The following is a 26,397-nucleotide window of genomic DNA, read 5'->3' as shown; positions in this document are numbered from 1 at the left end:
TCAGCCTAAGCTTCCTTGAGCTAACGTTCTAGGCTGCATAGCCGAAACGTGCTTCGCCTGAGTTTCCTAGAGCTAGCAACCTCCTTCCTAGGCGCAAGCCGCCTTCGTCAGGAGAAATTGCTAGCCTTCCGGAAACTCTTTGAGACGAAGGCACTCTATTTTCCGAACCTCGTTCCTATTTCTTTGCTACCGTCGAGGATTTGGAAGATAATTTTGGGATCGCGGCCGTTGCAAAGAACCATGTGTTGGTTAGCTTGCATAATAGTAGCAGCGGCACGGAGTTTAGTAACCATCCCGCCAGTTCCAAATTGGGTACTGCTACCACTTGCGGCTTGTTCTAATTCCGGGGTCATTTCGCTAACGTGACGAATGGGGTGTGCATCGGTAAATTTATGCGGATCACGATCGTAGAAAGCGTCAATATCAGAAAGAACGATTAGCAGATCGGCCTTAATTTTAGTAGCAACCTGAGCAGAGAGTTCGTCGTTATCACTGAAAGTGGTGTGGTGATCCAGCTCATCAACTGAAACTGGATCGTTTTCATTGATAATTGGTACGACTGCATCACCGAGAAGGGTCTCAATTGTATTTAGAATATGTTGTCGGCTAACCGGATAATCAAGAACATCGCGGGTTAATAGTATTTGTCCGACCTTAGTCTGGTAGTCCAAGAAGCGTTGGGAATAGATCCGCATTAACTCGGTTTGACCAATTGCGGCCAGGGCCTGTTGCTGGGCGATTTCAGCTGGGCGTTTTGTCAAGCCGAGACTGGCAAGGCCAACACCAATCGCACCGGAAGAAACTAAAACCATTTCGTAACCCTGATGATTTAAAGTTGCGAGGGTATACGCAAGACGGTCAATTGTCCGTAAATTAACCTGACCATTGGGGTAGATTAAACTACTTGTCCCGACCTTAACGACAATGCGTTGATGTTGCTTTCCCATATTAACCATCCCTTCTAAACAAAAAGCATGCCTATGTCGAGGCACCAGTTACGGCGTTACCATCCTCGTTCAAAGACATGCTTTACTCTTTTTCAAAAATATTATTTACGTGTTGGATTAGAAATGATTAGGATTCGGAATTATGTAAGTGGCTCTCAGCCGGTGACCACCATTCTCTGGAACTTCCTACTTAGATCATTTGATTGCAGTTTACTTTCTTCTTGGCTAAAAGTCAACTATTTTCTTGATCGAACTTCTCTAATTCTTCAGCTGCATTAGTCCACTCTAACTCGACTTCTTCAGATTGCTCATTTAACTTATTCAGTTGTTTTTGTAAATCCGCAAGTTGTCCAATGTCAGTAGCAATTTCTGGTTGACTCATCTGTTCTTGAATTGCTTGTGACTGTTCCTCAAGGGAAGCCATTTGGTTTTCTAACTTGTCAACTTGGCGCTGAAGCTTTCGCCGAGCACGCTGGGTTTCCTTACTTTGTTGGTAAGATTGTTGAGCACTGGATTTCTTTGGTTTAGCTGCAGAGTTAACTTGTTGGCTATCCTGGTTCGTAGATGAAGCTAATTCCTTATTAACGGCTTCAAGGTAGTCATCATAGTCACCTTCATAATGCTTAATTCCGGTAGCACTCATGTCAAGAACATCCGTAGCAACCTGGTTAATAAAGTACCGGTCGTGGGAAATAAACAGGACCGTTCCAGAAAATTCGTTGATTGCATTTTCAAGGACTTCACGACTATCAATATCTAAGTGGTTTGTTGGTTCATCAAGAATTAAGAAGTTAATTGGTTTAAAAGAAAGTTTAGTTAATTCTAGCCGGGCCTTTTCTCCACCGGAAAGGTCATGAACCAGTTTATAAACATCATCACCAACAAAGAGAAAACTACCAAGGAGAGAGCGAATATCCTTTTCGGGAATGTTTGGATGATCGTCCCAAACTTCATTTAAAACTGATTTTTCGGGATGAAGTTGCTGCTGTTCCTGATCGTAGTAACCAATTTGTAAGTTAGCGCCTAGTTTAATTGAACCGCTAACCAGTGGAATCCGATCCAAAATTGACTTTAACAGGGTTGATTTACCAATTCCGTTAGGTCCAATGATTCCAACTCGTTGGGGCTTGCGAACGGAAAACGACAGTGGCCCGGCAAGCTTTTGATCATTATAACCAACAACTGCGTGATCAACGTCCAGGACTTCATTACCGCTATCCTTATCACTGTGAAAATGAAAGTGGATTGACCGATCGTCAGTCTCGGGACGATCCAGCCGTTCCATTTTTTCTAATTGTTTCCGGCGCGCTTGAGCACGTTTTGTGGTTGATGCCCGAACAATGTTGCGATTGACAAAGTCTTCAAGCTTCGCAATCTTCTTTTGTTGCTGTTCATAGTGCTTCCATTCAGCGGTAAGCCATTCCTGCTTGTGTTGCATAAATTGGGTGTAATTACCGGTATAATGCCGCAATGTATGGTTATCGAGATCATAAATATCGGAAACAACTCGGTCAAGGAAGTACCGGTCGTGAGAAACAACAAGGAGTGCGCCTTGGTAGCTTTTTAGATAATCTTCTAACCATGCAAGGACGTTCATATCTAAGTGGTTTGTTGGTTCATCTAGGATCAAAAGGTCAGGAGACTGCAGAAGGATCTTAGCAAGAGCCAGCTTTGTCTTTTGTCCCCCAGATAAGGAATTAATCGCGGTTTGGTAATCAGCCTCTTCAAATCCAAATCCTTTTAAGATTCCCCGCATTCGCGACTCGTACTCAAAACCACCCTGTTTCTTGAAAGCGGATTGGAGTTGGGAATATTTTTCCGTAGTTAGTTGAAATTCTTTCGTTGTTGGATCGAGTGAAGCTAATTGGTCTTCCAACTGGTGAATTTGCTTTTCCATTTTATGGAGGGGAGCAAACACTAGGTCAAGCTCAGCCCAGATACTATTTTGGCTGTCCAATCCTTGATCCTGGGCTAGGTAACCGATAGTCAGGTTCTTGCTCTTAGAAATTGTCCCTTCATCAGGACTAGTGATTCCGGCAATCATTTTTAATAGGGTCGTTTTTCCGGCACCATTACGACCGACAAGGGCAGTTCGTCCATGTTCTTGAATTTGGAGATTGATGTCATGAAAGAGGACATCCGCGCCAAAGCGACGCATTACATTATTGGCTTGCAAAAGAATCATTTTGTTTACCTCGTTCTTCAAAAGATGTACTTTTCCATTATACGCTGGTTGACCTTGATTTCACAAAGTTTAACCTACAAATTACGTTAACGATTAAGCAAATGAAAAATTTTTTAAAAATAATTTTGTTTGAGTGTTCACAATAGGAGAGTTTGTTGCTAGAATAATAAGAGAATTGGATTTCACAAACTAGCAAAATTGAGTAAAGATTTTAAGCTCACTAATGTTGAATAACATAAAAATCGTAGGAGGAATAATAAAGAATGGTTACCAAGAAAATTCCTAAGGCAACGGCAAAACGTTTACCAATTTATTACCGTTACCTTAGTGTACTATTGAGTGCAAATAAGCGACGAGTTTCATCGACGGAGCTTTCAGAAGCGGTTCAGGTTGATTCCGCAACCATCCGTCGTGACTTTTCTTATTTTGGTGAATTGGGAAAGCGGGGCTATGGTTATGATGTTGAGAGCCTGTTGAACTTCTTCAAGGGAATCCTAAATCAGGATACCCTTACTAACGTGGCCCTTGTTGGTGTCGGCTCATTAGGAAGTGCGCTCCTTAACTATAATTTCCATCAAGATACTAACTTGCGGATTAGTGCAGCGTTCGATACTAAGCCGGAATTAGCAAATACTGTAAAGAGCGGGATCCCAATTTACCCAGCAAGTGAGATGCAAAAGCAAATTAAGGAACAGCAGATCGATGCCGTGATTTTAACTGTTCCAAGCTCAACTTCTCAAAAGGTTGCGGATCAATTAGTTAGCGTTGGGGTAAAAGGGATTTTGAACTTTACGCCAGTTCGTCTCTCGGTTCCAAAGAATGTTCAAGTGCAAAATATTGACTTAACTAATGAACTCCAAACGTTAATCTACTTCATCAAGAATTATGCTGAAAATAATCATGATGAGAAAACAATCTAAATTATAGAATCGTCGGTAGTTACGCTAGATGTAATTACCGACGACTTTTTAGTTAGCATCGTCTGAAGAGCATATTGGTTGCAATCAACTCTAAAAATGGTATAGTAGAAAATGTAATTAGCACTTGGTACATGAGAGTGCTAATTTGAGTATGGAATTTATCAAAATGGAGGGATTAACGTGTTAAAACCATTAGGAGATCGCGTTCTTCTTAAAGCAGAAACAGAAGAAGAAAAGACTGTTGGTGGCATTGTTCTTGCTTCTAACGTTAAGGAAAAGCCTACTACAGGAAAGGTAATTGCTGTTGGTGCTGGACGGACTTTAGATAATGGAGAAAAGTTAGCACCAGTTGTTAAGGAAGGCGATCGCGTCCTCTTTGATAAGTATGCCGGAAATGAAGTTGAATACGACGGCGAAAAGTACCTCGTTGTTCATGAAAAGGACCTTGTTGCTATTGTTGAATAAGTAGCTAGGGTTTAGTTGATGACAGCATTAATATTAATATGAGGTGAATAAAAAAATGGCAAAAGAAATTAAGTTTTCTGAAGATGCACGGAGCTCAATGCTTCGCGGTGTTGATAAATTAGCTGACACAGTTAAGACCACTATGGGACCAAAGGGACGGAACGTTGTCCTTGAACAAAGCTATGGCACACCAACCATTACTAATGATGGTGTTACAATCGCTAAGAGCATCGAATTAGAAAATCATTTTGAAAACATGGGTGCTAAGCTTGTTTCTGAAGTAGCTTCCAAGACCAATGACATTGCTGGTGACGGTACTACCACTGCTACTGTTTTGACCCAAGCAATTGTTAATGCCGGAATGAAGAACGTTACTTCTGGTGCTAACCCAGTTGGTATTCGTCGGGGAATTGACAAGGCTACTGAAGCTGCTGTTGAAGCATTAAAGAAGATGTCCCATGACGTTAAGACCAAGGACGACATTGCACAAATCGCTTCAATTTCAGCTGCTAACCCAGAAGTTGGTAAGTTGATTGCCGATGCAATGGAAAAGGTTGGTAACGATGGTGTTATCACTATTGAAGATTCTCGTGGTGTTGAAACCAGCGTTGACGTTGTTGAAGGGATGAGCTTCGATCGCGGTTACATGTCACAATACATGGTTACCGACAATGATAAGATGGAAGCTGATTTGGATAACCCATACATTTTGATTACTGACAAGAAGATTAGCAATATTCAAGACATTTTGCCACTTCTCCAATCAGTTGTTCAAGAAGGTCGTTCACTCTTAATTATCGCTGATGACATTACTGGTGAAGCACTGCCAACCCTTGTTTTGAACAAGATTCGGGGAACCTTTAACGTTGTTGCTGTTAAGGCTCCAGGATTTGGTGACCGGCGGAAGGCTCAATTGCAAGATATCGCTGTTTTGACTGGTGGTACTGTTATTTCTGATGACTTAGGAATGAGCTTGAAGGATGCTACCGTTGATCAACTTGGTCAAGCTAACAAGGTAACCGTTACTAAGGACAGTACTACTATTGTTGATGGTAAGGGCTCCAAGGAAGCAATCACTGAACGGGTTGACCAAATTAAGCAAGCAATTAGTAAGTCAACTTCTGACTTTGACAAGGAAAAGCTTCAAGAACGTCTTGCAAAGCTTTCTGGCGGTGTTGCTGTTGTTAAGGTTGGTGCTGCAACTGAAACCGAATTGAAGGAAAAGAAGTACCGGATTGAAGATGCCTTGAATGCTACCCGGGCTGCTGTTCAAGAAGGTTTCGTTCCTGGTGGTGGTACTGCCTTAGTAAACGTTCTTCCAGCATTAGATGACATTAAGGCTACTGGCGATGAAGCTACTGGTGTTAACATCGTTAAGGATGCTTTGGAAGCACCAGTTCGTCAAATTGCTGAAAACGCCGGTGTTGAAGGCTCAGTAATTGTTAACCAATTGAAGAGCGAAAAGCCAGGAATCGGTTACAACGCTGCTGATGGCAAGTTTGAAGATATGGTTGAAGCCGGAATTGTTGACCCAACTAAGGTTACACGTTCTGCACTTCAAAACGCTGCATCAGTATCCGCATTATTGTTGACTACTGAAGCAGTTGTTGCTGACAAGCCAGACCCAAATGATAACCAAACTCCAGCTCCTCAACCAGGTGCTGGAATGGGTGGAATGATGTAATTCCGCTAATCACAGATTAAATTTAATTAATTAAAAGACTGTCGGTCCTTCGTTAAAAAGCGAGGGGCTGGCAGTCTTTTTGCTTATCGTTTGAGTTGTTGGAATTAGTTTTCAATAGGTTAAATTGATCGTATAATTAATTAAATCGATTGAAGTTATAGTTTTAATTATTAGATAGTTAGCTAATGGGGAGGAAATGGACATTGTCTAGTAGAAATACTCAAGAATATTTACGTAAAATGGAAAAGCAACGTCAACGTTTCGGATTAAGAAAACTTACAGTTGGCGTTGCTTCAGTTTTACTAGGAACGACTATTGTTATTGGAGGAAGTACGGTAGCCCACGCTGATAGCAATTCACCGGTTAAGCCTGAAACGGATTCTTCGGAAAGTGCATCCTCTTCAGCGGTAGCTATTCAGTCTGAAAAGACGGTTAGCTTATCAAATAAGCAAGGCGATAATGCTCAGAATTCGGAGAAATCAAAGTCAACTGCGGAAACGACGACTCTTAATTCAACTCAGACACAACAACCACTTACGCAGGATGCTGTTAAGGAACAGAAAACTCAAGATGGTAATAGCCAAGTAAAACATACTGAATTTACAGCTGATAAGACTGATATTAATTCAGGTAATGACATTACCTTTAACTTCAATACCAATGAGGCTAGGGCGGGGGATATTTACAAAGTCGTCATCCCCGAAACCAGTGATGGCTTTGACGCAACCGACTCAGATGGCAATGGAATTGATACAGTTGATTTTGGTCAATTCCAAGGTGATTACGGGAACGGAAGTTTAGCTTACGATAAAGCCAATAAACAGTGGGTACTAACTGATACTTTTACTAAGGATAATGCCAATACGCAGCCAATTATTTTGTCTACAAATAGTTCTTTTGATACAAGTAAGCTTCATTCAACTGGTACATTTAAACGTAAGGCTTATTTGTATAAGAATGACCAATTACTTAAGACAGTCGAATTTAATCAAAAAGTCTCTACTTATGTAAGCTTAGCTTGGAAACATAAAGACGGTGTATATTCTAGTAATGAAGCCATATATACAACGGCAGGTAAAGAAGTAACGAATAAGGCAATTCTGGCTAATACGGATTATGTTTGGAAACCAATTATTAGTACTTTTTATCCGCAATTTAATCACGGGACAACGTTAGAAATTCCGATGCCCGATCATTTTGTGTTAAATACAGATGCTACTAATAATGCGATTACTAACTTGAGAAAATCATATAATGTTTCTGTAACTCAGGATGGTAATGTCGTAAAGATTAATTTGCCACAATTGTCTAACGAACAGCTAAAAAATCTAAAGATTAGATATTCATCTTCTTTAGATTTTGAAATCATTGGTCAGTTTAAGATGGATGTCCCCAAGGGAGATACTCCGCTAGCAAGTAATGTTAATCCTAAAGTAACCCAAGAAACAGGAAACAATGATAGTGTAAGCGATACGGTTAATCCTGTGTCAGTGATAATTTTGGGACAAGACCATGGACTAGATAAGGTTCCAGCGGGCGATATTTTTTCAGGCAACATCGGACCGGATGCTTATGAATATGATCAAAATGGTGATCTTGATACCCAAAAGCCAGTAACGGCAATTGAAAATAAGACTAACCACGATCTAAATAAATACATCAATATTACTAATAATAGTCCTTATGATTTAACTGATGTTCAAGCAACGATCGATGTTCCTGATGGGATGGACATTAGTGGCTTATCGGTGAATGATACAAAACACAGTTTCTCTTATACCTTTACTTTAGATGATGGTAGTAAGCAGACGGGGACATTTAATGCAGGTAGTTCATCAACGTTACTTAGTGCAACGGCTGGAAAGAAGATCAAAAACGTTCAATTAGTATTTGATAAACTAATTGCCTTTGATTCAGTAAATAATTTTGGCTTGAACGGGGTTTTGGCTAAGAACTACCAAGATGGCTCTGAAGTAAAAGCAGGTAATAACTTACACACTGAACTCCATTTAACTGCCAGTGGAATTGCATCACCAGGTGAGCCAGCCACTTTTACCCAAAATCAGAAAATTGTTGAAAAAATTCCGGTAAAGCCTGAAATTCACAACAATCAAATTAGTGCATCGGAATCCCAGACCAATAAGCAACCTGGAACCAAGAATGCTGGATCTATATATTCCTATGCGAGTGATTTCCTAAATGATCCAGAAAAATTGACCTATTATGTGGTACTGCCAACTAATGCAGTCTTTAATAGTGCAGACTTACCTAAGAATGCAAAGGTATCTGAACTGAGAATTAATGGGCGGAATGTTGTTAAGATTGTGGGTGATTTTAGTCGGAAGGATCCAAGTACACAATGGAGAATCAACCTAGATAATTCTAATTTAATTACTCATAATAACTTGAGTAGTAATTATCAGGTCTATGTAGTATTGCCTGATGGTGAAAGAAATTATAGCTATCCTGCACTAACAAATCCTGATAAGTTGCCTTTTGTAGAAAACTCTACTAATGCCTACCAGCTTGCTTGGGGTGATTGGAGTGTTATTGCCGCAACAGGTGTTTATCCAAAAACTCAAGCCCAAGGTAACCAAAATAAAGATTTAACTATGCAAGGCCAATCTGATGATAAGGGTTCATCAGAAATGGTAATCTCTAATGTTTTAGTTAATTCTGAATCCAAGGCAGAACATGATGCAGTGATTATTGCTCATGTTCCTGGAACGGATGATAAGAAGTCTGAATTTGATTTTAAGTTGAAAGACGGGAATTCAGCTAAAGTAAAAAATATTACTACTAACCAAACCGTATCTCAGGGAGTACGAATTTATTATTCGACAGAAAATCTAGACTTAACTCAGCTTAATTCAGATGACTCTGACCTGATGACCCACTTTGTTAGTGCTGATCAAATAAACGACTGGTCAAATGTTAAGACCGTTATGGCCACGATCGATGAAATTCCAGGGGATACAGTTTATGGCCTTAATCTTGATGGCTATGACCCTAATTTTGTTCATGATAACAATAAGACGGTATATGCTTCTTCCGTTGTATGGACAGATTTGCTAAAGCCAATTGTAATAGCTGCTGGAAGTAAGGATTCTGCTTCAGTTACAATTACAGGTCAATCAATTGTGAACTTTAAGCTACACTTTAATGATAATAGTCAGGCAGATATCGCTATTCCTGAATTAAGTCATACTTACCAAGATGGTAAAGATACAATGCAAAAGACTGATTTTATTAAAGCAACTAAGAATAGTGACTTTGATGATGCCGTTAAGAATAAGAATTATGCTTTAATCCCTAAAGCAGTGATCGATGCAATTCCAGATGGATATGTATTAGATGTTGAATCTGGTGCTAACATTGAAAATTCAAATACTAAGTATCCAGACAATCGTGTAAATAATCCGGCCGAATTTGGCAAAACGGTAATGTATGATTTTGATGGTGATACGGTTGTTTATAATTTGGTTAAGGCAGAGACTTTTACTAAGAAAATAATAGTTAAAAGAATTGTTAAATTTGAGGATATCGATAAGCCAGGTGTGCCACTTAAGCCAGACGATAATAAGGAATTAGATCCAGTTGAAATTACAGGATCATATAATCCATTAACAGGGAAAGTATTAACTATTAATGATTTCTCAAATATTGGAGATAAGTTAACCCTAAGCGAATATGAATTTCCAAATGTAGTTAACGGTTTAATGTTTCAAGCTGCTACTAATACTACTACCAATCAATTAGATCAAATTAATTGGAAAACATCTCTAGTTTACGGTTCATTATTGCTCAATGCTGTTCGAACTTCTTTGAATACTGATGGCATTAAGTTAAATACTCCTGGTGAACTATATAATATTGTTGGCAATAATGATGTTAAAAAAGTAGTTGATGGTAAAGTTGCCGAGAACACCTTTGAATTTGTTCAAACTATCGTCATTAAGTATGGACTTAACCATGCTAATTTGGTTTTGATAGGTCAAGGATTAGGTAAACCAAATCAGATATTAGATTCATCATCTGGTAAGAATAGTGATACGGATATTAAGTTCAGGCTAACTGATGCTGATTTGAAGCGTGATGGTTATAACTACAAGATTTACTATTCAAATCAGCAAAATTTAATGGCCCTTTCTCAAGACTATGAAAGTACAGAAGGTGAAGCTGTTCATTCATTGTCACAATCCTCTTTATTGAGTCATGTAAATGATGGGACTCTTTCAGCTTATGATACTTTAGCCGATGCCTTAAGGGCTAACGGAAAATATGATTCAGTTACTGATGGAAATATTCCAGCAGAGTATTCTCAGAATTTCTTTGTAGTTTATACGCCAATTCAAGAAAGAAAACAAGAATTCTATATCTTGAGTGATAACGACCCATATAGAAGAGATCCCGTAACAAAGAAGTTTGCTTTGCCTGAAACGACAGAGGATGCTGATAAATCAGGCACCGATTACTTTAAGATACAAGGTGAGACAGGGAATGCTGTTTTACCGACTAAAACGAATGGTTCAGGCACATATAATGCTTTGTATAATAATGGAAGTCCAGTTAACTATTCAGTTGGTCAATATGACTATGATGAAAACGGTAACCCAATTAAACACACGCCGTCTATACCACAAGATGATTCTAACTCTTATCTAAGTCAATTGCTGGTGTACCAACGTACAGGTTATCGTATTGATAAAGCAAGTTATGCGTACACCGATTCTCAAGGGAAGAAGCATGAACTTACATTTACTGTAGAATTGACGAAAAATTATGATCCGAGTCAAGGATTATCAGGTTTTTACTATTCTAGTGATAGTGTTTTACTACCGATTCTTAATTATTTAGTTAGTGGCCCTTCACAATATGGTGGGGATAATAAACTTTATTTAACTCCAGATGGGTATACAGCAGAAACGACACCATACAAAGTAAAAATTACTGGTGATGAAAATTGGAAAGTATCGACTGATGAATCGGGACGTCAGTATATCAGTATTCCAGCTGATCAAACTTGGGTTTTTGATAATACTGAATATGATGCTAAAAAGATGCAGGATCCTAGTCCTCAAATCTTGAACTTACACTACGCTCCTATTCTATTGCCAGAGGATGGTAGTGGTGCGAAGGTACAAATTCACTATGTGGATGTAACTGGAGTAGACCACCTTAATCCAGAAGATGCAAATATTAGTTACAAGCTTGATCCTGCAACAAGTAAGTATGGTGTTTATAGTGTTTATATGGGGCAAGAATTAGAAACAGATGCTCAAGGAAATCCGCCATCGATCTTTAACTTAGCTAATGTTGATCAACCCTTTGACAATACAAATAAAGATAATGACATTATCTCTAAATTAGCTAAAGAGGGATATGTTGTTGTTCAACGCGATAAGCAAACTCGTGGTAAGCATCAATTTGATGTTTTAGACAGTGATCAAGGTAATAGATCATACGACGGAAATGATGCGGGGATGAGATATGCTGGATATTTATATGCAACACTAAACTACTATGTATTTCTTAAGAAACAAGCTCAATATCCGGCAAATTATCAAGTCCTTGTAGAAGACGAAAATGGTACGGTAGAGAAAGAGCCACTAGTAACAACCACTAAATTAGGCATTGGTGGTCAAGATGAAGATATTGCTACTAGTTTGTCTGATCCATCAGGTAAGAGTTCAGAAACCTTAGAGCAAAAATATCAAAGTATTATCAAGAATTTAGCTACAGAATTTCCAAACTATGATGTTGTTTTGAACAAAGCAGATGATAGCAAGTTAATGGCGACTGATAAGATCAACGGTAACTTTAGTGAAACTGAGCCTAAACTATTTACTATTTATGTCACTCACAAGCAAGGTAGTGTAAATATCCACTACATTGATGTTAATGGCAAGGAAGCTGATGGACACTTCACGCCTAATAATGGTACAGAAATTTCAGGTACTCAGCAAAATATTACTAAAAAGAATTATGGTGATAGATACAAGAATGAGCTTTGGGATTATGCTAAAGATAATTACGTTTTAGCTGAAGCTGTTCCTGATGCTGCCACGAGTGGGGTAATTTCTAAACCTACTGAAGATGTTTATGTTTACTTGAAACATAAGGCGGTTGAGGTAACTCCTAAGACAACTGATGTACCAAAAGATAAGGATGGTAAACCAGCTGTTGATCCGTCAACTTTAACAGTTACTGTTACTCGTGACGTATATTACAAGGCTAATTCCAAAGACGGCAAGGACTTACAAGGTAAGACAACCCAAACAGCTAAGTTTACTGGAAAAGTTTGGGTAGATGCCGTTACTGGGAAGAAAGTTGCTGATCACGAAACAATTACAGATAAAGATGGTCACCAAGTTGAAGCTGCTAAGGGTGATGAAGGCGATAGTGTCGCTATTAAATGGACTCCAGTAGCTCCAGCAAAGGACGATCAGGTAACTGTTAATAATGGCAATATTTCCTTAGATAAAATTGATACTCCGAAAACAATCGGTGAAGGTAAGGACGCTTGGCATTTAGCATCACAAGAGGATAACGATGAACAAGCCCTAGATTCTGATTGGCAAGCTGCCTTGAAGAATGGAACAATTACTGGTAAAGACGGTCAATTTAAGGTTAAAGATGGCTACTTAATTTACAAGCCAGAGGGTAGTTACAATATCTATTACCGTGATGTGACTGATTTAGTAGCTAAAGGTCAAATAACTGACTTTAAGTCAACTGATGGTACTGACTTAGGTCATGGAGTTACCGATATTAATGGTATTGTGGGTGAAACACCCGATAGAACTGCCAATTTATGGAAGAACTACGCTGATGAAGGTTATGCTTTAGTTGAAAATCCAGCTGGTGATCAATTAGGTAAACAAAAATTGACCAAGGATGTACAGGACCAATACGTTTACTTAATGAGAATTGCTAATAAGCAGACCGAAACTAAGCAAGCTGAACGGACGATCCATTATGTTGGTGTTGAGAAGGATAGTGACGATGTAACTCAAGGTCAAGTTCTACAAGACCCAACAACACAAAAGGTAATTTTAACTGGTACTTACTACACTGATCATGATGGTAAGCGGGTTAATGTAAAGACTCTTAAGATTGGCGATTGGACATATAATGTTGTGATTGAGCCAACTACTGAAAATCCGGCTAAGGAAACGTGGACAGTTGATGGCGATCATTCTGGTATTACCGAAGATAATGGTAAATATGAGTTTGCTAAGGTAGATTCACCTGATACTATTGGTAAAGGCAAAGAGCAATGGCAACATAAAGCTAGTTTAGATCAAGATACTGGTATTATTGCTGTTGATCCAAGTAGTGCTGACTGGCAAGATAAGCTTCCAGACGGTTACGTTGTTTATATGCAACAGCCAAGTGGTCAGCCAACGCAAGTCACTCAGCCGACGCAAGTGACGCAGCCAACACAGGTAACACAGCCAACGCAAGTGACGCAGCCAACGCAAGTCACTCAGCCGACGCAGGTGACGCAACCGACACAAGTGACGCAGCCAACGCAGCCAACGCAGGTCACTCAGCCGACGCAGGTCACTCAGCCGACGCAGGTGACGCAACCAACGCAGGTTACCCAACCGACGCAGGTGACGCAGCCAACGCAGGTCACTCAGCCGACGCAGGTCACGCAGCCAACGCAAGTCACTCAGCCGACGCAAGTTACACAAACAACAGGTGACCAACCAAAAGTAGTTAGTCAAGGACAAGCTTCTAGCTCACTGGTAATGGCTAAGAAGCAAAAGAGTACTCAGTTACCACAAACTGGTAATGAAAATAGTCATGGCGCATTAGCATTAGGCATCATGGGCTTACTCTCTGCGTTTGGACTTGGCAAAATTAGTCGGAAACGGCGTGATTAATTTAATAGTGAGAAACTAATAATTATTTCTTTTAGACTATAAAAGACCTTCAGAGTTTAGCTCTGGAGGCCTTTTTTACGAGAAAGGTTATTTGATTACGCTTTTTTGAGAAAATCCTGCCACTTTTTAGCCACTTCATTGAGGGAAAATTTAGCAGCGGCATGTTGAGCATTTTGCGTGTACCGGTGAAATAATTTAGGATTAACTAGTAGTTGACGCAAACTTTGATAAAGGGCGTCACAATCATTAGCTGGAAGCAGTTTACCACTAATGTTATTATCAATGATCTCAGCAGGGCCGTAATTAATATCGTAACTAATTACTGGACAACCATGCCCCTGCGCTTCTAATAGTGCCATGGCAAATCCTTCATACTGACTTGTTAAAATTTCAGCTTGGGCGGTTTCATAGACGCGAGTAAGATCATGTTGATAACCACGGAAATGAATATAATGGTCAGCACCTTGATTATTAACAATCTTTTTAAGATCGTTCGCTGTTTGATAATTGTTCCAACCATCGGAATAGCCGTAGATATCTAATTGTACTTTGGGAAAATCTTTATGGAGACGGATAATAACATTAATTAGCTGATCAAGTTGTTTAACCTTTGTAAGGCGGGCAACGGCAATGAAATGACCGACCTGTCGTTGTGCATCTGGAATCCTTTTTTCAAGTTGCCCTTGATTAAGGAAGGTTACTGGAATATTGAAACTCATATTGGTATTGAAACGGTGACTGGCATCCATTGCTTCGCGTTTCGTTGATGAGATTAATCCGGTTAGTTGTCCTTGAGTTAGCATATCACTAATGGGCTGGTAAACAGGTGAGATCTTACTGTTGCTTTGTCCGTCCACGGTAAATGCAGAGTGAAAAAACTGGTAGCGTCGGGGAGAAGTATTCATTAACCGAAAAGCGGTTAGTGTAACGTCAGAACGATCGTTAATTAGCAGTGCATCAGGATCGTTAGCAACTAACTGATCAAGAAAGTATGCGCGGAATTCGTCTTGGTTATCAAATTGTAGTTCTCGATTCTGATCAACCAATTGGATCAAAGTAAGGACGGGGACGTTTCCCTGACCACCACGATAATGATAAGTTATTTTGACCGCTCCTGATTGATCATAATATTGCCGACAAACTAGCCGGGCGCGATCTTCAAAAAATTCGGTATAAGTTTTACAGCCACAATCATAGTAGTCACGTCGATCAGTAAACCCATACTGATCTAAATAATCGACATAGTAAAGACGGTTATTATCTTGATTTACTCTAATTCTGACTTTCCCATTGCGTTCAGCCTGGTTGCCTTTTACCTGATAGCCTGGAACATTTAAAATTTGCTTAATAAGGGGTTGATCGAAGTTCGGATCCATATGATAAGGAAGTCGTTGATAAAATTGAAAAAGATTAATTACCCGTCCGCTAGTGCCTAATTTGTTCTCAGCATCAAGGTGAGCAAAATTATAATACATGGTTATAATTTTAGCTGGTTGATGAAGGTAATCAAAAATCTGTAGTCGTTTAACTTGAGCCAGTTCAATTGCTGAAGTTTTGATGTCTTCACGGCTAGTGATGAAATAATTCATAATGATGCCTTTCGTTTTAGACTATTTTAACAAAAAAACTGGAAGTTAACTTTTAAGTTCAGAATAGTTATCCCGAATAATAAAGTTAACTTCCAGTATTCAGCTAGGCGTCCATCACAATCAGCTTATTACTATTAATCTGATCATCAGTGAGCTGGCAAGAATGAAGGTTAAAGTCGTTGTAAAGGTTATAGTAGTAAGTCTTAGTCTTGGCAGAGTAACAAGCAGTATAAACGGTATACTCATACTTTCCCTTAACGTTAACGACGCTTCCTTTGACCATGGCAACAGCTTTAAGAATGTTGAAGAATTTTGCTACGTTTGCAGTTTCACCTTCAACTGTAGGATAGTTAGCATTTAAATATGCAGCCTTAACAAACCGTGATGCTGGAACGCTGTCACCGGGGAGACCGATGCTTCCAGTCCCAACGCCTAGCGGAATGATATTTTGCTTTGTCCAGGTCTGTGGCTTAGCATCGTGAGGAGTTAAGCCAGTGTAATTACAAAGATTAGTCATTTGCCATGCAAAGTCAGGACTGTTAGTGAGGACTCCTAAATGGTTTTCAAATACGCGTAAACCATATTGTCGTGATTGTTCAAGAACGATGGCTTCGTGCTGATCACTGATAAGCCAGTGAAGTGGAGCAACCGGAAGAGAGTCAATCAGAGCTTTATTAACCAAGTTAACGTTCTTAAGTGCCTGTTTGACTTCGGCAACTGATGAAAATTCTTGGGTGACCCACATCATTAATTCGTAAGGGGCGAGGTTCGTCTTACCTTCAACTGGACCATCACTAAATTGGGCATAGTGAGGGAAATTCAGACCAGCAATGCACAGCCCATCTTCGTTACAACAGTCAAAGTATAATGGGTAATCATCCATGACAATTCCCATCCCGATAGTAGCCTTAACGGTTTTGCTATCATCTAAGAACTTATAAGGAAGCGGATAGTTACGAGGAGTGATGATTAACTTTTTACCGTAATCAATTCCAACATCTAAGTTTCGTCCAAAATATAAATTTCCTTCTGGATCAGTAAATCTTAAACCTGTACACATATTAAAGACCTCCATTAATTAGTTTCTTTATGACTAGCTATATATTGCTTCTGGTAACGCTTAATTCGAACAACGGCGAAGACTAAGAGGATGAAGCCGATAATAATGAATGCCATCATAAAGTACCAAGCAACAGTAAAGCTAGCTTTTCCTTTGATGATACCGAAGAGTGGAGCACCGATGGCATATCCGATAGCATAAGCTAAACCAATGTATCCAAGCATGACCCCTTGTTCACGAGAACCGAAAAGATCCTTTGCCATGAATGCTGGTCCTGACATATAGCTGAAGACAGCCAATCCACAGAATATCGCATATGCAATCCCGGCAACTTTACTACTGTGGGCACCGAATGGTTGATGACTAACGAAAATCATCATGGCAATAGAAAGAACATACATACAACCAGCGTATGCCATTGACTTTGCTGTTCCGAATTTATCGAAAAGAATTCCGCCAGAAACGTTACCGATTAGACAACCAATTCCGTACATTGAACCAATTAAGCCAACTTCAGTTAGAGAAAGCTTAGTATCAAGGAATGCAGCGTAATCTTCATTTAATGAGGCCAAACCGAGACCGATAATTAAGAAGCCGAGACTGAATACCCAGAATTCCTTCATTTTAAGGACTTCTTTACCAGTCCAACCTTGAAATTCCTTGGCTTTCTTTTCGGCAGCGGCAGCTTTCCCCGCTTTGATTTCAGCTTCTGAAACAACTTCTTCGTCTTTCTTTGGTGTCCGAATAAAGCAAGCGATAATTATACCAGTAATTAAAAGGGCAATAGCAAAGTAAAAGAATGGCGCCATTGAAAGCAAATGACCAGTTTTAGTATTTCCTGTCATATAATGCTTTAAAATTCCCTGAGTAACTGGTTGTAAGAAAATATTACCGATTGAGCCACCACAAAAGGCAATTCCTAATGCGGCACCCCGGCCCTTTAGTGGGAACCAGTGATTAATAACCCACGGAACCCCTTGGCCGGAGAAGAATGTTGAACCAATCATACAAACGATCGCTGCCGTATAAAACCCGGAAAGCTTGGTACTAAAGCCAAAGATAACGTAGGCTAATGCAGATAAGGCAATCCCAATAATATACATTAACCGAAAGTTAAACTTTTGCAGTCCTTTACCAATAAATGGTGAGGTAATTGAAGCAGCAACCGCCCCAAAAGTGAAAATTAGGGTATAAGAAGCAAGTGTAAAGTGAAATGTGTTAACCAATGGGTGAATAAACAGTGGCTGAATATTTTGGGCAATCCCATAAGGAATGGCCTGAGTTAGCATACATAGGAAGACCATGAAATATTTATAAGCGTTACTAACTGTCCGTGTAGGATGGTTAGCTGTTGATGATGAACTAGGCAATTTAATTCCTCCTTTATGCGTTAGAACTAATGGTTATTGTTAATAAGTTCTTTCTGACGATGCTTTATTTTGACAGCAGCAGAAACAAGTAGCAGGAAACCAACAACAACAAAGATCATCATTACACACCATGCAACTGTAAAATTAGCACTATCTCGGATCATTCCGAAAAGGGGTGCACCGACTGCAAAGCCAATTGCATAGGCTAAACCAATATATCCAAGCATAACCCCTTGCTCTTTGGCACCGAAGAGATCCTTGGCCATAAAGGCAGGTCCCGACATATAGCTAAAGACTGCTAATCCAGTGAAGATGGCATAACCGCATCCAGCAATCATATTCATCTTATTACCGAAGGAGAGAAAACTAATAATAATCATCATTAAAATAGCTAAGACATACATTACTCCGGCGTAAGACATTGATTTAGCGGTACCGAATTTATCAAAGAGAATCCCACCGGTGATATTACCGATTAATCCCCCGACACCGTACATTGAGCCAATTAGGCCAACCTTTGTAAGGGTCAACTTAGTATCAAGAAAGGCAGCGTAGTCTTCATTAAGCGAGGCTAAGCCAAGGCCGATGATCAGAAAACCAATGCTGAAGATCCAGAATTCCTTCATCTGAATAACTTCCTTACTTGTCCAGCCTTGAAATTCACTAGCCTTTTTCTTTGCTGCGGCCTCTTTACCAGCTTTAATTTCGGCTTCCGAAACAACTGTCTCATCTTTCTTTGGTGTTCGAATAAAGAAAGTAATAATTAAACCAACAATTAATAACATTCCAGCAAAGTAGAAAAATGGAGCCATGGAAATCAGGTGACCAGTCTTTGCATTACCAGTCATGTAGTGACTAAGAAGATTTTGGGTAATTGGCTGCATGAAGATATTACCGATTGAACCACCACAAAAGGCTACTCCTAACGCAGCACCACGACCTTCAAATGGAAACCAGTGGTTAATAACCCATGGCACACCTTGGCCAGAATAGAATGTTGAACCGATCATACAGAGAATCCCGGCAGCGTAAAATTCAGGAAGCTTAGTGCTGATTCCAAAAACAACGTAAGCCAATGCTGATAAGATGATCCCGATAAGATACATCAGCTTAAAATTGAATTTTTCTAATCCTTTACCAATAAATGGCGAAGTAAACGAAGCAGCCACCGCTCCGAAGGTAAAAATTAACGTGTATGAAGCTAACGTAAAATGAAAAGTATTAACGATTGGGTGTACAAACAGTGGTTGAATTGTTTGCGCTACTTCATACGGAATGGCTTGAGTTAACATACAAAGAAAAACCATAAAGTATTTATACTTTTTGCTAACAACGATCTCATCGGATCGTTTGGTAGCATGATCAATCATTTTTTCTCCTCCCATCATCTTAATCTACAACAAATATCACTTATATTATCAAACGATGTACGAAATAAATCAATTAAAACGAAATAGTATTATATCTTACAAAAAATAAATAATAGTTATACGTTTATCAAAAAATCCAGCTCTTTTTCGATTTTAATAATAAAGTGTTAGAGTTAGTGGTATGATTAGTTATCTATTCAAAAAAGCAATTAATAGGGGAGAAAAGCATGGATAAGATGAGAGGGCATAAAATAACGTTATTTTCCGCTGTGATGTTAGCCCTAAATTCGTTAATTGGTTCTGGATGGTTATTTGGTGCCGGAACCGCTGCTAAAGTTGCCGGACCAGCGGCCATTATTTCATGGATTATTGGTGCGGTAATTATAATTAGCATTGCATTAACCTATGTTGAATTAGGAGCAATGTTTCCAGAAAGCGGGGGGATGAGTCGCTATGCACAGTATAGTCATGGCTCGCTACTAGGTTTTGTCGCCGCTTGGGCTAACTGGATTTCATTGATTACCCTTGTTCCAATGGAAGCAGTTGCATCAGTTCAATATATGAGTTCGTGGCCGTGGTCATGGGCTAACTGGACGCATCATTTTGTTAGCGGGGGAAATATTACTTCAATGGGGATGTTTGTTGTATTCATCTTTATGCTGATCTTTACCTTGATTAACTTTTGGTCTGTTAAATTAATGACCCGGTTTACAAATTTGATTTCAGTTTTTAAAATTCTGTTGCCAACTTTAACGATTATTATGTTGATTATCAGCGGCTTTCATACTGAGAACTTTGGTCACAACATTCAGACGTTTATGCCATATGGAAGTCGTTCGCTTTTTGAAGCGGCAGCAGTATCAGGGATCATTATGTCCTATGATGCTTTCCAAACAGTTATTAATATGGGTGGTGAAATGGTGAACCCCCATAAGAATATTGTCCGGGGAGTCCTCATCTCAATGCTGATAACCGCTGCAATTTACATTCTGCTTCAAGTTGCATTTATCGGTGCAGTTAGTCCTGCATCACTAGCAAAGAGCGGCTGGCATGGGATTAACTTTGCGTCACCATTTGCTGATATTGCAATTTTGCTGAGCTTAAATTGGTTAGCAATTCTCTTATACATGGATGCGTTTGTCTCACCATTTGGGACAGGAGTTGCGTTTGTAGCAACAGCATCCCGAGCATTAGCAGCAATGACTCATACTGGACACCTACCAAAATGGCTTGGCCGGTTGGAGCGGCGCTATATGATTCCACGGTTTGCCATGGTAGCGGACTTGATTTTAGCCACGATTTTGGTAAATGTCTTTAGAAACTGGAGCTTATTGGCAACGGTCATCACTGGTTCAACTCTGATCGCTTACTTAACTGGGCCAGTAACAGTTATTTCTTTACGAAAAATGGCACCGGACTTAAAGCGACCATTTGCGCCTAACTATATGAAGTGGTTAGCACCATTTGCATTCGTGGTAACGGGATTGGCAATTTATTGGACAATGTGGCCAACAACAGTTCAGGTAATCTTTGTGATTGCGCTTGGTTTACCGATTTATCTCTACTATGAATGGCGCTATCAAAAGACAAACTGGCGTCAGCAGCTGAGAAGTGCCGCTTGGTTAATTTGTTATATGGTCTTTATTTCCGTAATTTCTTACGCGGGAAGTGAGGGCTTTGGTGGTCAGGATTGGATTCCGTACCCGTTTGATTTCATTGTGATTATCCTTGTTTCCTTATTCTTTTATGTCTGGGCAGTTAACAGTCGAATGACTAAAATTGATCCAGCAGCAAAGAAAGTTAATGAGCGACTTAAAGAAAAATAGACAGTCAGTAGTAATTACGTCTTGTTTTAGCGATTGCAAAGTAGTTAAAATAATTGTATTATTGTTCAGTTATCCGAAATCGATTAAACGATTACATTCCATGAATATTGGGAGGATAGTATGTGGCGTTATATTAAACGAGTTTTAATTGGGAAACCTTTGAAAACTTTGGATGAGGGTCAAACTCACCTAACTAAATTTAAAGCATTAGCGATGCTGTCATCCGATGCAATTTCGTCAGTTGCTTATGGGCCAGAGCAGATCACGACGGTTTTAGTAACCTTATCTGCAATGGCAATGTGGTACTCGATTCCGATTGCCGCAATCGTATTATTGCTGTTATTGGCAATTACTCTTTCGTATCAACAGATTATTCGTGCGTACCCAAGCGGTGGTGGTGCCTATGTTGTTGCCACCCGGAATTGGGGAAGCAATGGTGGATTATTTGCCGGGGGATCGCTTTTGGTTGACTATATGTTGACCGTAGCGGTTTCTACGACATCAGGAGTAGAAGCAATTACTTCTGCAATCCCGGCACTTTACCGGTTCTCTGTTCCAATTGCAATTGTTATTGTTCTGTTAATTATGTTCATGAACTTGCGGGGAATGAGTGAAAGTGCCAATTTTCTGACAATTCCGGTTTACTTTTTCGTAATTATGATTTCTGTAATGATTCTGTGGGGTGCTTACAATATAGTCACGGGTCAGGTTCATTACCAAGCACCTGCTGATTATGGAACTCCAGTTACCGGAATGACATTTGTTCTGTTTGTTCGGGCATTCTCTGCTGGTTCATCCTCATTAACTGGGGTTGAAGCGGTAAGTAATGCCGTGCCGAACTTCAATAAGCCAAAAGAAAAGAACGCTTCAATTACTCTTGCAATTATGAGTACGATCTTGGCAATCTTCTTCATTGCGATTATTTTCTACGGCTTTTATTTTGGAATTGTTCCCGATAAACGAACCACTGTGCTTTCGCAAATTGGTCTCGCCGTATTTGGTGGTCATGGAATTGGCTTTTATCTTCTTCAGCTATCGACTGCAATGATTCTTGCAGTTGCTGCTAATACTGGTTTTTCCGCCTTCCCAATTCTTGCCTTTAATATGGCAAAGGATAAGTACATGCCCCATGCATTTATGGATCGTGGGGATCGCCTCGGTTATTCTAACGGGATTATCTCGTTAGCGGTGGGCGCAATTATCCTAATCTTGATCTTCCATGGACAAACGAATATGTTAATTCCGCTTTATGCCGTCGGGGTCTTTGTTCCGTTCACATTATCTCAATCTGGGATGATTATTCACTGGTTCCGTGAACGGGAAGGTCTTTGGCTGGGAAAGGCATTTATTAACCTTGTCGGGGCGTTAATCTCGCTGGCATTAGTTCTTGCATTATTCTGGCAGCACTTTGGCAACGTTTGGCCGTACTTAATTATCATGCCGCTATTGCTTTACATGTTTCACGCAATTCATCGTCACTATATTAAGGTTGCCAAACAATTACGGGTTGCCGAAAAGACGAAGGTACAATTACATGATTATGACGGAGCAACCGTTATTGTCCTAGTCGGGAATGTTACGCGGGTTACTCGAGGAGCGATTAACTATGCCCGCTCCATTGGTGATTACGTGATCGCAATGCACGTTTCGTTTGATGAAAATCCGGGTAAAGAGCATAAGACTGCTAATGAATTTAAGGCTGAATTTCCAGATGTTCGTTTTGTTGATATTCATTCATCGTATCGGTCAATTGCTAAGCCAACTTTGCGGTTTGTAGATGTGATTGCTAAAAGAGCGGCTGCCCGTAACTATTCAACCACTGTCCTAGTTCCGCAGTTTATCCCTAAGCATCCATGGCAACTTGCCCTTCATAACCAGACTAGTGTTCGGCTACGGACGGTTCTTAATTCTCGTCAGAATATTGTTGTTGCAAGCTACAATTATCATTTACATGAGTAGGCGTAAATTGAATAGCTTTACTGGTGAATACTAATGAGTTCAGGGACAGTTTTCAATGTTATAAAAAGTTAGCTTGAAATTTCCCGGGAAATTATTTACGGGGTGGATAACGTGAGAAAAAGAAATATCGTCTTGGGCTTGTTGTTTGCTGTTGGTTTATTTTTAATGGGTGGCTTTAGCCTTGACCAATTGGGCTTTCATTCTAATTTGATTGGAATTTTCGGGACCGTTCTTCTAATTGGTTCCTATATTGGCTTTAATTGGTCGAAATTAAAAAGCGGTGATCACAAAACAAGGGTGGTCACCACATGGGTTATTATTCTATTACTACTTATTGTTATCCTTAACGTAATTGAAACAGTATTAAGCTAGTTAGCAAAGTAAGGAATTTCGTGTTCGCGCGAGGTTCCTTTTTTGATTGTTAATTGGTCGTTAAAACGGTTGATTAACAGCTTAGTGAAAGCGGCGACTTTATCCTCATCAACGTAAATGCTTGTTTGAACTGTAGCACTAAATTGCTCATCAGCAACCTCGATCTGACGCTCTTTTAAATAGTGGAGGAGGGAGTCATGTTGTGCATAGCTAACGGTAATTTCAAGGATGGCTTGAGTAACCAATTGGACTAGTCCTGCCTTATGAATAGCGTTGGTAGCTGAGTTGCTATAGGCACGAATAAGGCCTCCAGCGCCTAACTTGATTCCGCCAAAATAACGGGTAACAACGGCAACCACGTTATGGAGGTTAGCTAATTGAAGTGATTCTAAAATTGGGACACCGGCTGTCCCACTAGGCTCACCGTTATCACTTTCTCGTTGAATTTGGTCACGGTCACCGACCATGTAGGCATAGCAGTTATGAGTGGCCTTTCTGTTTTCGGTACTAACCTGGTCAATAAATTGTTGGGCTGCTTCATCGGAGGTTACTCGGGCAACTGAACATATGAAACGAGATTTTTTGATGACCATCTCGTTGCTAGTGTTTTTAGCGATAGTGAGAAATGGTTCTGACATTGATTATTACTCCTTTGGTGAAATTTTGGCCTTTTTCCGTATTAACTTAATGGGAGGGATCAAAATGGATATTAGTGAATTATATGGACGACGGGTACTATGCCCTCAAGTAGAACAATTACCAATTGATGGTTCGCAAATCCAGATTTTACCAACGTTGAAAGTAGGAGAAAAGACGATAACCTGTTTACGTTGTGGAACGGTAACAAATAAGTGGATTACCGCAATGCCTAATCAGCAATACTATTGCCCACAATGCGTTACATTAGGACGGGTATCAACTCTTGATAAATTTTACCATGTTCCAGAACCAAATCAATTTGAAGTTCCTCAGCGGATTTTAACGTGGAGGGGGCAACTATCGCCACTACAAACTAAGGTGTCAACAATGGTGAAAGAACGGATGGATCAGCATCGCCGCCAGTTACTATGGGCAGTTACGGGTGCGGGAAAAACGGAAATGATGTTTGCCGGAATTACCGCTGCACTGAAACGGGGTGAACGGGTTGCGATTGCGTCACCACGGGTCGATGTTTGTTTGGAACTATATCCTAGGCTCCAGGTGGCTTTTGCTGGTTTCTCAATTGCTCTTCTTCACGGGAGAGAGCCACAGAAATATAAGTATCGTCAGCTGACAATTTGCACAACTCACCAGTTGCTACGCTTCTACCATGCCTTTGATAATTTAATTATCGACGAGGTTGATTCTTTTCCGTATGCTGCCAATTCGGCATTGCTCTTTGCTACTAAGCAGGCGGTTAAGAAGGATGGCGGGATATTGTTTATGACAGCGACCCCTGGGGAAAAGTTGATTCGCCAAATTAGCAAGAAAAAATTAATGGTTAGTTATCTTCCACTTCGTTATCACGGGAACCTGCTTCCTCAAATCAAGATTTTCTTAACATCTGATTGGCGAAAACAGCTGCAAAGAAAACGACTCCCTAACAAACTCCTGAATGAGTTAAAGAAAACACTGGCTAATTACCAGTGTCTTTTGTTTGTCCCTCATATTTCAGATCTCCAACCAACTTTTTTATGTTTGCAAGAAGCTTTAACTGATAAGAAATTTACTACCGTTCATGCTACGGATCCTAAACGACTAGAAAAAGTTCAGCAAATGCGGGACGGAAAGTATGAATTCTTAATTACTACTTCAATTTTAGAACGGGGAGTTACTTTTCCGGGCATTGACGTTTTTGTCCTTGGCGCTGATGATCAGGTCTTTTCATCATCAGCACTAGTTCAGATTGCAGGACGGGCAGGGCGTTCGGCTAGTCGTCCTACCGGTAAAGTAATGTTTTGGGTTCAATCATATAGTCGTCAAGTCCGGGAAGCTCAGCGGCAAATTGCTTATATGAATAGGAAAGGGCGGCGTTTGCTTCGTGGTTAATTGCCTGCTTTGTAACCGTTCATTAACAAAAAGATTAACGGTTAGCGAGATTATTTTTCCTGGACCAATTAGGAAACAAGTAGTTTGTAATGCCTGCTTTCAAAAATTTATTCGTTATTCTGGCACGAACGCTTGTCAAGGGTGTGGTCGTGAGGATAAGGATAAGCTATGTACTGATTGCCAAAGATGGCAGCAACAATATGGGTGGCATTTAAGCCATCGGCCAATTTTTCATTATAACCAGGCAATGAGGGAATTTATGCAACAGTATAAATTTCAGGGACAATATCATTTGCGGGCAGTTTTTCAGCAATCTCTGCAAGTGGTGATTAGCCAGATGGATTATGACCTTTTAGTCCCGATCCCGGTCACTGATCATACTATGAAAACGCGAGGCTTTAATCAGGTAACGGGGTTGTTAGAAAATATTCAGTATACCGAACTGATCAAACATCGGGAAAAGCAGAAGGTAGCTCAATCAAAGAAAGACCGTCAATCACGTCTCAAAACTAAACAGCCATTTTTTCTCGATAGGAATATCACCTTGCAAGGATTAAGGATTGTCCTGGTTGATGATATTTACACCACTGGACGGACCTTATATCATGCCGCAGAACTTTGCTATCAGAATGGTTGTAAACGTGTTCAAAGCCTTTCGCTTGCCCGTTAAAAAAATCTAAATATTCCCCTGATTCATTTGTTAAATAGTATTAACTACACTATAATATAG

Annotated in this window: 16 protein-coding genes; 9 read left to right on the top strand and 7 right to left on the bottom strand. The window is 39.9% G+C overall.

Features of this window, described 5'->3' with window-relative positions; all coding sequences use genetic code 11:
• Positions 1 to 155: 155 nt before the first annotated feature.
• Both proB and MR181_RS01040 read right to left on the bottom strand, forming a co-directional pair.
• Positions 156 to 956, bottom strand: a complete 801-nt coding sequence (gene proB / locus MR181_RS01045; protein WP_369807494.1) for a glutamate 5-kinase — start codon at positions 954 to 956, stop codon at positions 156 to 158.
• A gap of 223 nt (positions 957 to 1,179) precedes the next feature.
• A complete protein-coding gene (locus MR181_RS01040) occupies positions 1,180 to 3,132 on the bottom strand; it encodes an ABC-F family ATP-binding cassette domain-containing protein (RefSeq protein WP_242333840.1) in 1,953 nt (650 codons plus the stop codon).
• 263 nt (positions 3,133 to 3,395) lie between these two features.
• Here MR181_RS01040 and MR181_RS01035 point away from each other — a divergent pair, with 263 nt between their 5' ends.
• The 4 genes from MR181_RS01035 to MR181_RS01020 all read left to right on the top strand — a co-directional run bounded on the left by MR181_RS01035 (position 3,396) and on the right by MR181_RS01020 (position 14,093).
• Positions 3,396 to 4,052 (top strand): redox-sensing transcriptional repressor Rex, encoded by a 657-nt coding sequence (locus MR181_RS01035; RefSeq protein ID WP_191911656.1) that lies wholly within the window; start codon positions 3,396 to 3,398, stop codon positions 4,050 to 4,052.
• 180 nt (positions 4,053 to 4,232) lie between these two features.
• The gene (gene groES / locus MR181_RS01030; RefSeq protein WP_102168655.1) at positions 4,233 to 4,517 is read left to right on the top strand and encodes a co-chaperone GroES; all 285 of its coding nucleotides are present in this window, start codon (positions 4,233 to 4,235) and stop codon (positions 4,515 to 4,517) included.
• 55 nt (positions 4,518 to 4,572) lie between these two features.
• Positions 4,573 to 6,201, top strand: coding sequence for a chaperonin GroEL (gene groL, locus MR181_RS01025; RefSeq protein ID WP_242333837.1), 1,629 nt, complete (start codon positions 4,573 to 4,575; stop codon positions 6,199 to 6,201).
• A gap of 203 nt (positions 6,202 to 6,404) precedes the next feature.
• Positions 6,405 to 14,093 (top strand): YSIRK-type signal peptide-containing protein, encoded by a 7,689-nt coding sequence (locus MR181_RS01020; RefSeq protein ID WP_242333833.1) that lies wholly within the window; start codon positions 6,405 to 6,407, stop codon positions 14,091 to 14,093.
• Between the two features lie 95 nt (positions 14,094 to 14,188).
• Here the strand turns inward: MR181_RS01020 and MR181_RS01015 are convergent, their stop codons facing one another.
• The 4 genes from MR181_RS01015 to MR181_RS01000 form a co-directional block, all read right to left on the bottom strand.
• Positions 14,189 to 15,682, bottom strand: a complete 1,494-nt coding sequence (locus tag MR181_RS01015) for a glycosyltransferase (protein WP_242333830.1) — start codon at positions 15,680 to 15,682, stop codon at positions 14,189 to 14,191.
• A gap of 103 nt (positions 15,683 to 15,785) precedes the next feature.
• Positions 15,786 to 16,742, bottom strand: a complete 957-nt coding sequence (gene bsh, locus MR181_RS01010) for a choloylglycine hydrolase (RefSeq protein ID WP_242333827.1) — start codon at positions 16,740 to 16,742, stop codon at positions 15,786 to 15,788.
• A 14-nt stretch (positions 16,743 to 16,756) separates the two neighbouring features.
• The gene (locus MR181_RS01005; RefSeq protein ID WP_242333980.1) at positions 16,757 to 18,046 is read right to left on the bottom strand and encodes a conjugated bile salt MFS transporter; all 1,290 of its coding nucleotides are present in this window, start codon (positions 18,044 to 18,046) and stop codon (positions 16,757 to 16,759) included.
• Between the two features lie 92 nt (positions 18,047 to 18,138).
• A complete protein-coding gene (locus MR181_RS01000; protein WP_242333824.1) occupies positions 18,139 to 19,482 on the bottom strand; it encodes a conjugated bile salt MFS transporter in 1,344 nt (447 codons plus the stop codon).
• Between the two features lie 227 nt (positions 19,483 to 19,709).
• Between MR181_RS01000 and MR181_RS00995 the strand changes: the two genes are divergently transcribed.
• From MR181_RS00995 to MR181_RS00985, 3 genes are all read left to right on the top strand, one after another.
• The gene (locus MR181_RS00995; protein WP_242333821.1) at positions 19,710 to 21,308 is read left to right on the top strand and encodes an APC family permease; all 1,599 of its coding nucleotides are present in this window, start codon (positions 19,710 to 19,712) and stop codon (positions 21,306 to 21,308) included.
• A gap of 120 nt (positions 21,309 to 21,428) precedes the next feature.
• The gene (locus MR181_RS00990; protein WP_191911129.1) at positions 21,429 to 23,267 is read left to right on the top strand and encodes an APC family permease; all 1,839 of its coding nucleotides are present in this window, start codon (positions 21,429 to 21,431) and stop codon (positions 23,265 to 23,267) included.
• A 111-nt stretch (positions 23,268 to 23,378) separates the two neighbouring features.
• Entirely contained in the window at positions 23,379 to 23,639 is a 261-nt protein-coding gene (locus MR181_RS00985) for a hypothetical protein (protein WP_242333818.1), read from the top strand.
• Here MR181_RS00985 and MR181_RS00980 read toward each other — a convergent pair.
• Positions 23,636 to 24,277, bottom strand: coding sequence for a YigZ family protein (locus tag MR181_RS00980; RefSeq protein ID WP_242333815.1), 642 nt, complete (start codon positions 24,275 to 24,277; stop codon positions 23,636 to 23,638). The two genes, MR181_RS00985 and MR181_RS00980, sit on opposite strands and share 4 nt — an antisense overlap.
• A gap of 64 nt (positions 24,278 to 24,341) precedes the next feature.
• Here MR181_RS00980 and MR181_RS00975 point away from each other — a divergent pair, with 64 nt between their 5' ends.
• Together MR181_RS00975 and MR181_RS00970 are read left to right on the top strand one after the other, a co-directional pair.
• Positions 24,342 to 25,667, top strand: coding sequence for an ATP-dependent helicase ComFA (locus tag MR181_RS00975; protein WP_242333812.1), 1,326 nt, complete (start codon positions 24,342 to 24,344; stop codon positions 25,665 to 25,667).
• Positions 25,660 to 26,337 (top strand): ComF family protein, encoded by a 678-nt coding sequence (locus MR181_RS00970; protein ID WP_242333809.1) that lies wholly within the window; start codon positions 25,660 to 25,662, stop codon positions 26,335 to 26,337. Before MR181_RS00975 ends, MR181_RS00970 begins: the two co-directional genes overlap by 8 nt.
• Positions 26,338 to 26,397: the final 60 nt, after the last annotated feature.

Origin of the sequence: Limosilactobacillus urinaemulieris (genome assembly GCF_932750685.1) — a bacterium.
Classification (GTDB): domain Bacteria; phylum Bacillota; class Bacilli; order Lactobacillales; family Lactobacillaceae; genus Limosilactobacillus; species Limosilactobacillus urinaemulieris.
Note: the sequence above shows the minus strand (reverse complement) of the source record. Positions and strands in the feature narration are given on the sequence as shown.

What these genes read in the sequence shown, in the direction of transcription:
- MR181_RS00990 (WP_191911129.1), top strand. Translation starts at nt 21,429, where the DNA reads ATGTGGCGTTATATTAAACGAGTTTTAATTGGGAAACCTTTGAAAACT.
- MR181_RS01000 (WP_242333824.1), bottom strand. Translation starts at nt 19,482, where the DNA reads ATGATTGATCATGCTACCAAACGATCCGATGAGATCGTTGTTAGCAAA.
- MR181_RS00980 (WP_242333815.1), bottom strand. Translation starts at nt 24,277, where the DNA reads ATGTCAGAACCATTTCTCACTATCGCTAAAAACACTAGCAACGAGATG.
- MR181_RS01035 (WP_191911656.1), top strand. Translation starts at nt 3,396, where the DNA reads ATGGTTACCAAGAAAATTCCTAAGGCAACGGCAAAACGTTTACCAATT.
- MR181_RS00975 (WP_242333812.1), top strand. Translation starts at nt 24,342, where the DNA reads ATGGATATTAGTGAATTATATGGACGACGGGTACTATGCCCTCAAGTA.
- MR181_RS01005 (WP_242333980.1), bottom strand. Translation starts at nt 18,046, where the DNA reads ATGGTCTTCCTATGTATGCTAACTCAGGCCATTCCTTATGGGATTGCC.
- MR181_RS01040 (WP_242333840.1), bottom strand. Translation starts at nt 3,132, where the DNA reads ATGATTCTTTTGCAAGCCAATAATGTAATGCGTCGCTTTGGCGCGGAT.
- MR181_RS01015 (WP_242333830.1), bottom strand. Translation starts at nt 15,682, where the DNA reads ATGAATTATTTCATCACTAGCCGTGAAGACATCAAAACTTCAGCAATT.
- MR181_RS00995 (WP_242333821.1), top strand. Translation starts at nt 19,710, where the DNA reads ATGGATAAGATGAGAGGGCATAAAATAACGTTATTTTCCGCTGTGATG.
- bsh (WP_242333827.1), bottom strand. Translation starts at nt 16,742, where the DNA reads ATGTGTACAGGTTTAAGATTTACTGATCCAGAAGGAAATTTATATTTT.
- groL (WP_242333837.1), top strand. Translation starts at nt 4,573, where the DNA reads ATGGCAAAAGAAATTAAGTTTTCTGAAGATGCACGGAGCTCAATGCTT.
- proB (WP_369807494.1), bottom strand. Translation starts at nt 956, where the DNA reads ATGGTTAATATGGGAAAGCAACATCAACGCATTGTCGTTAAGGTCGGG.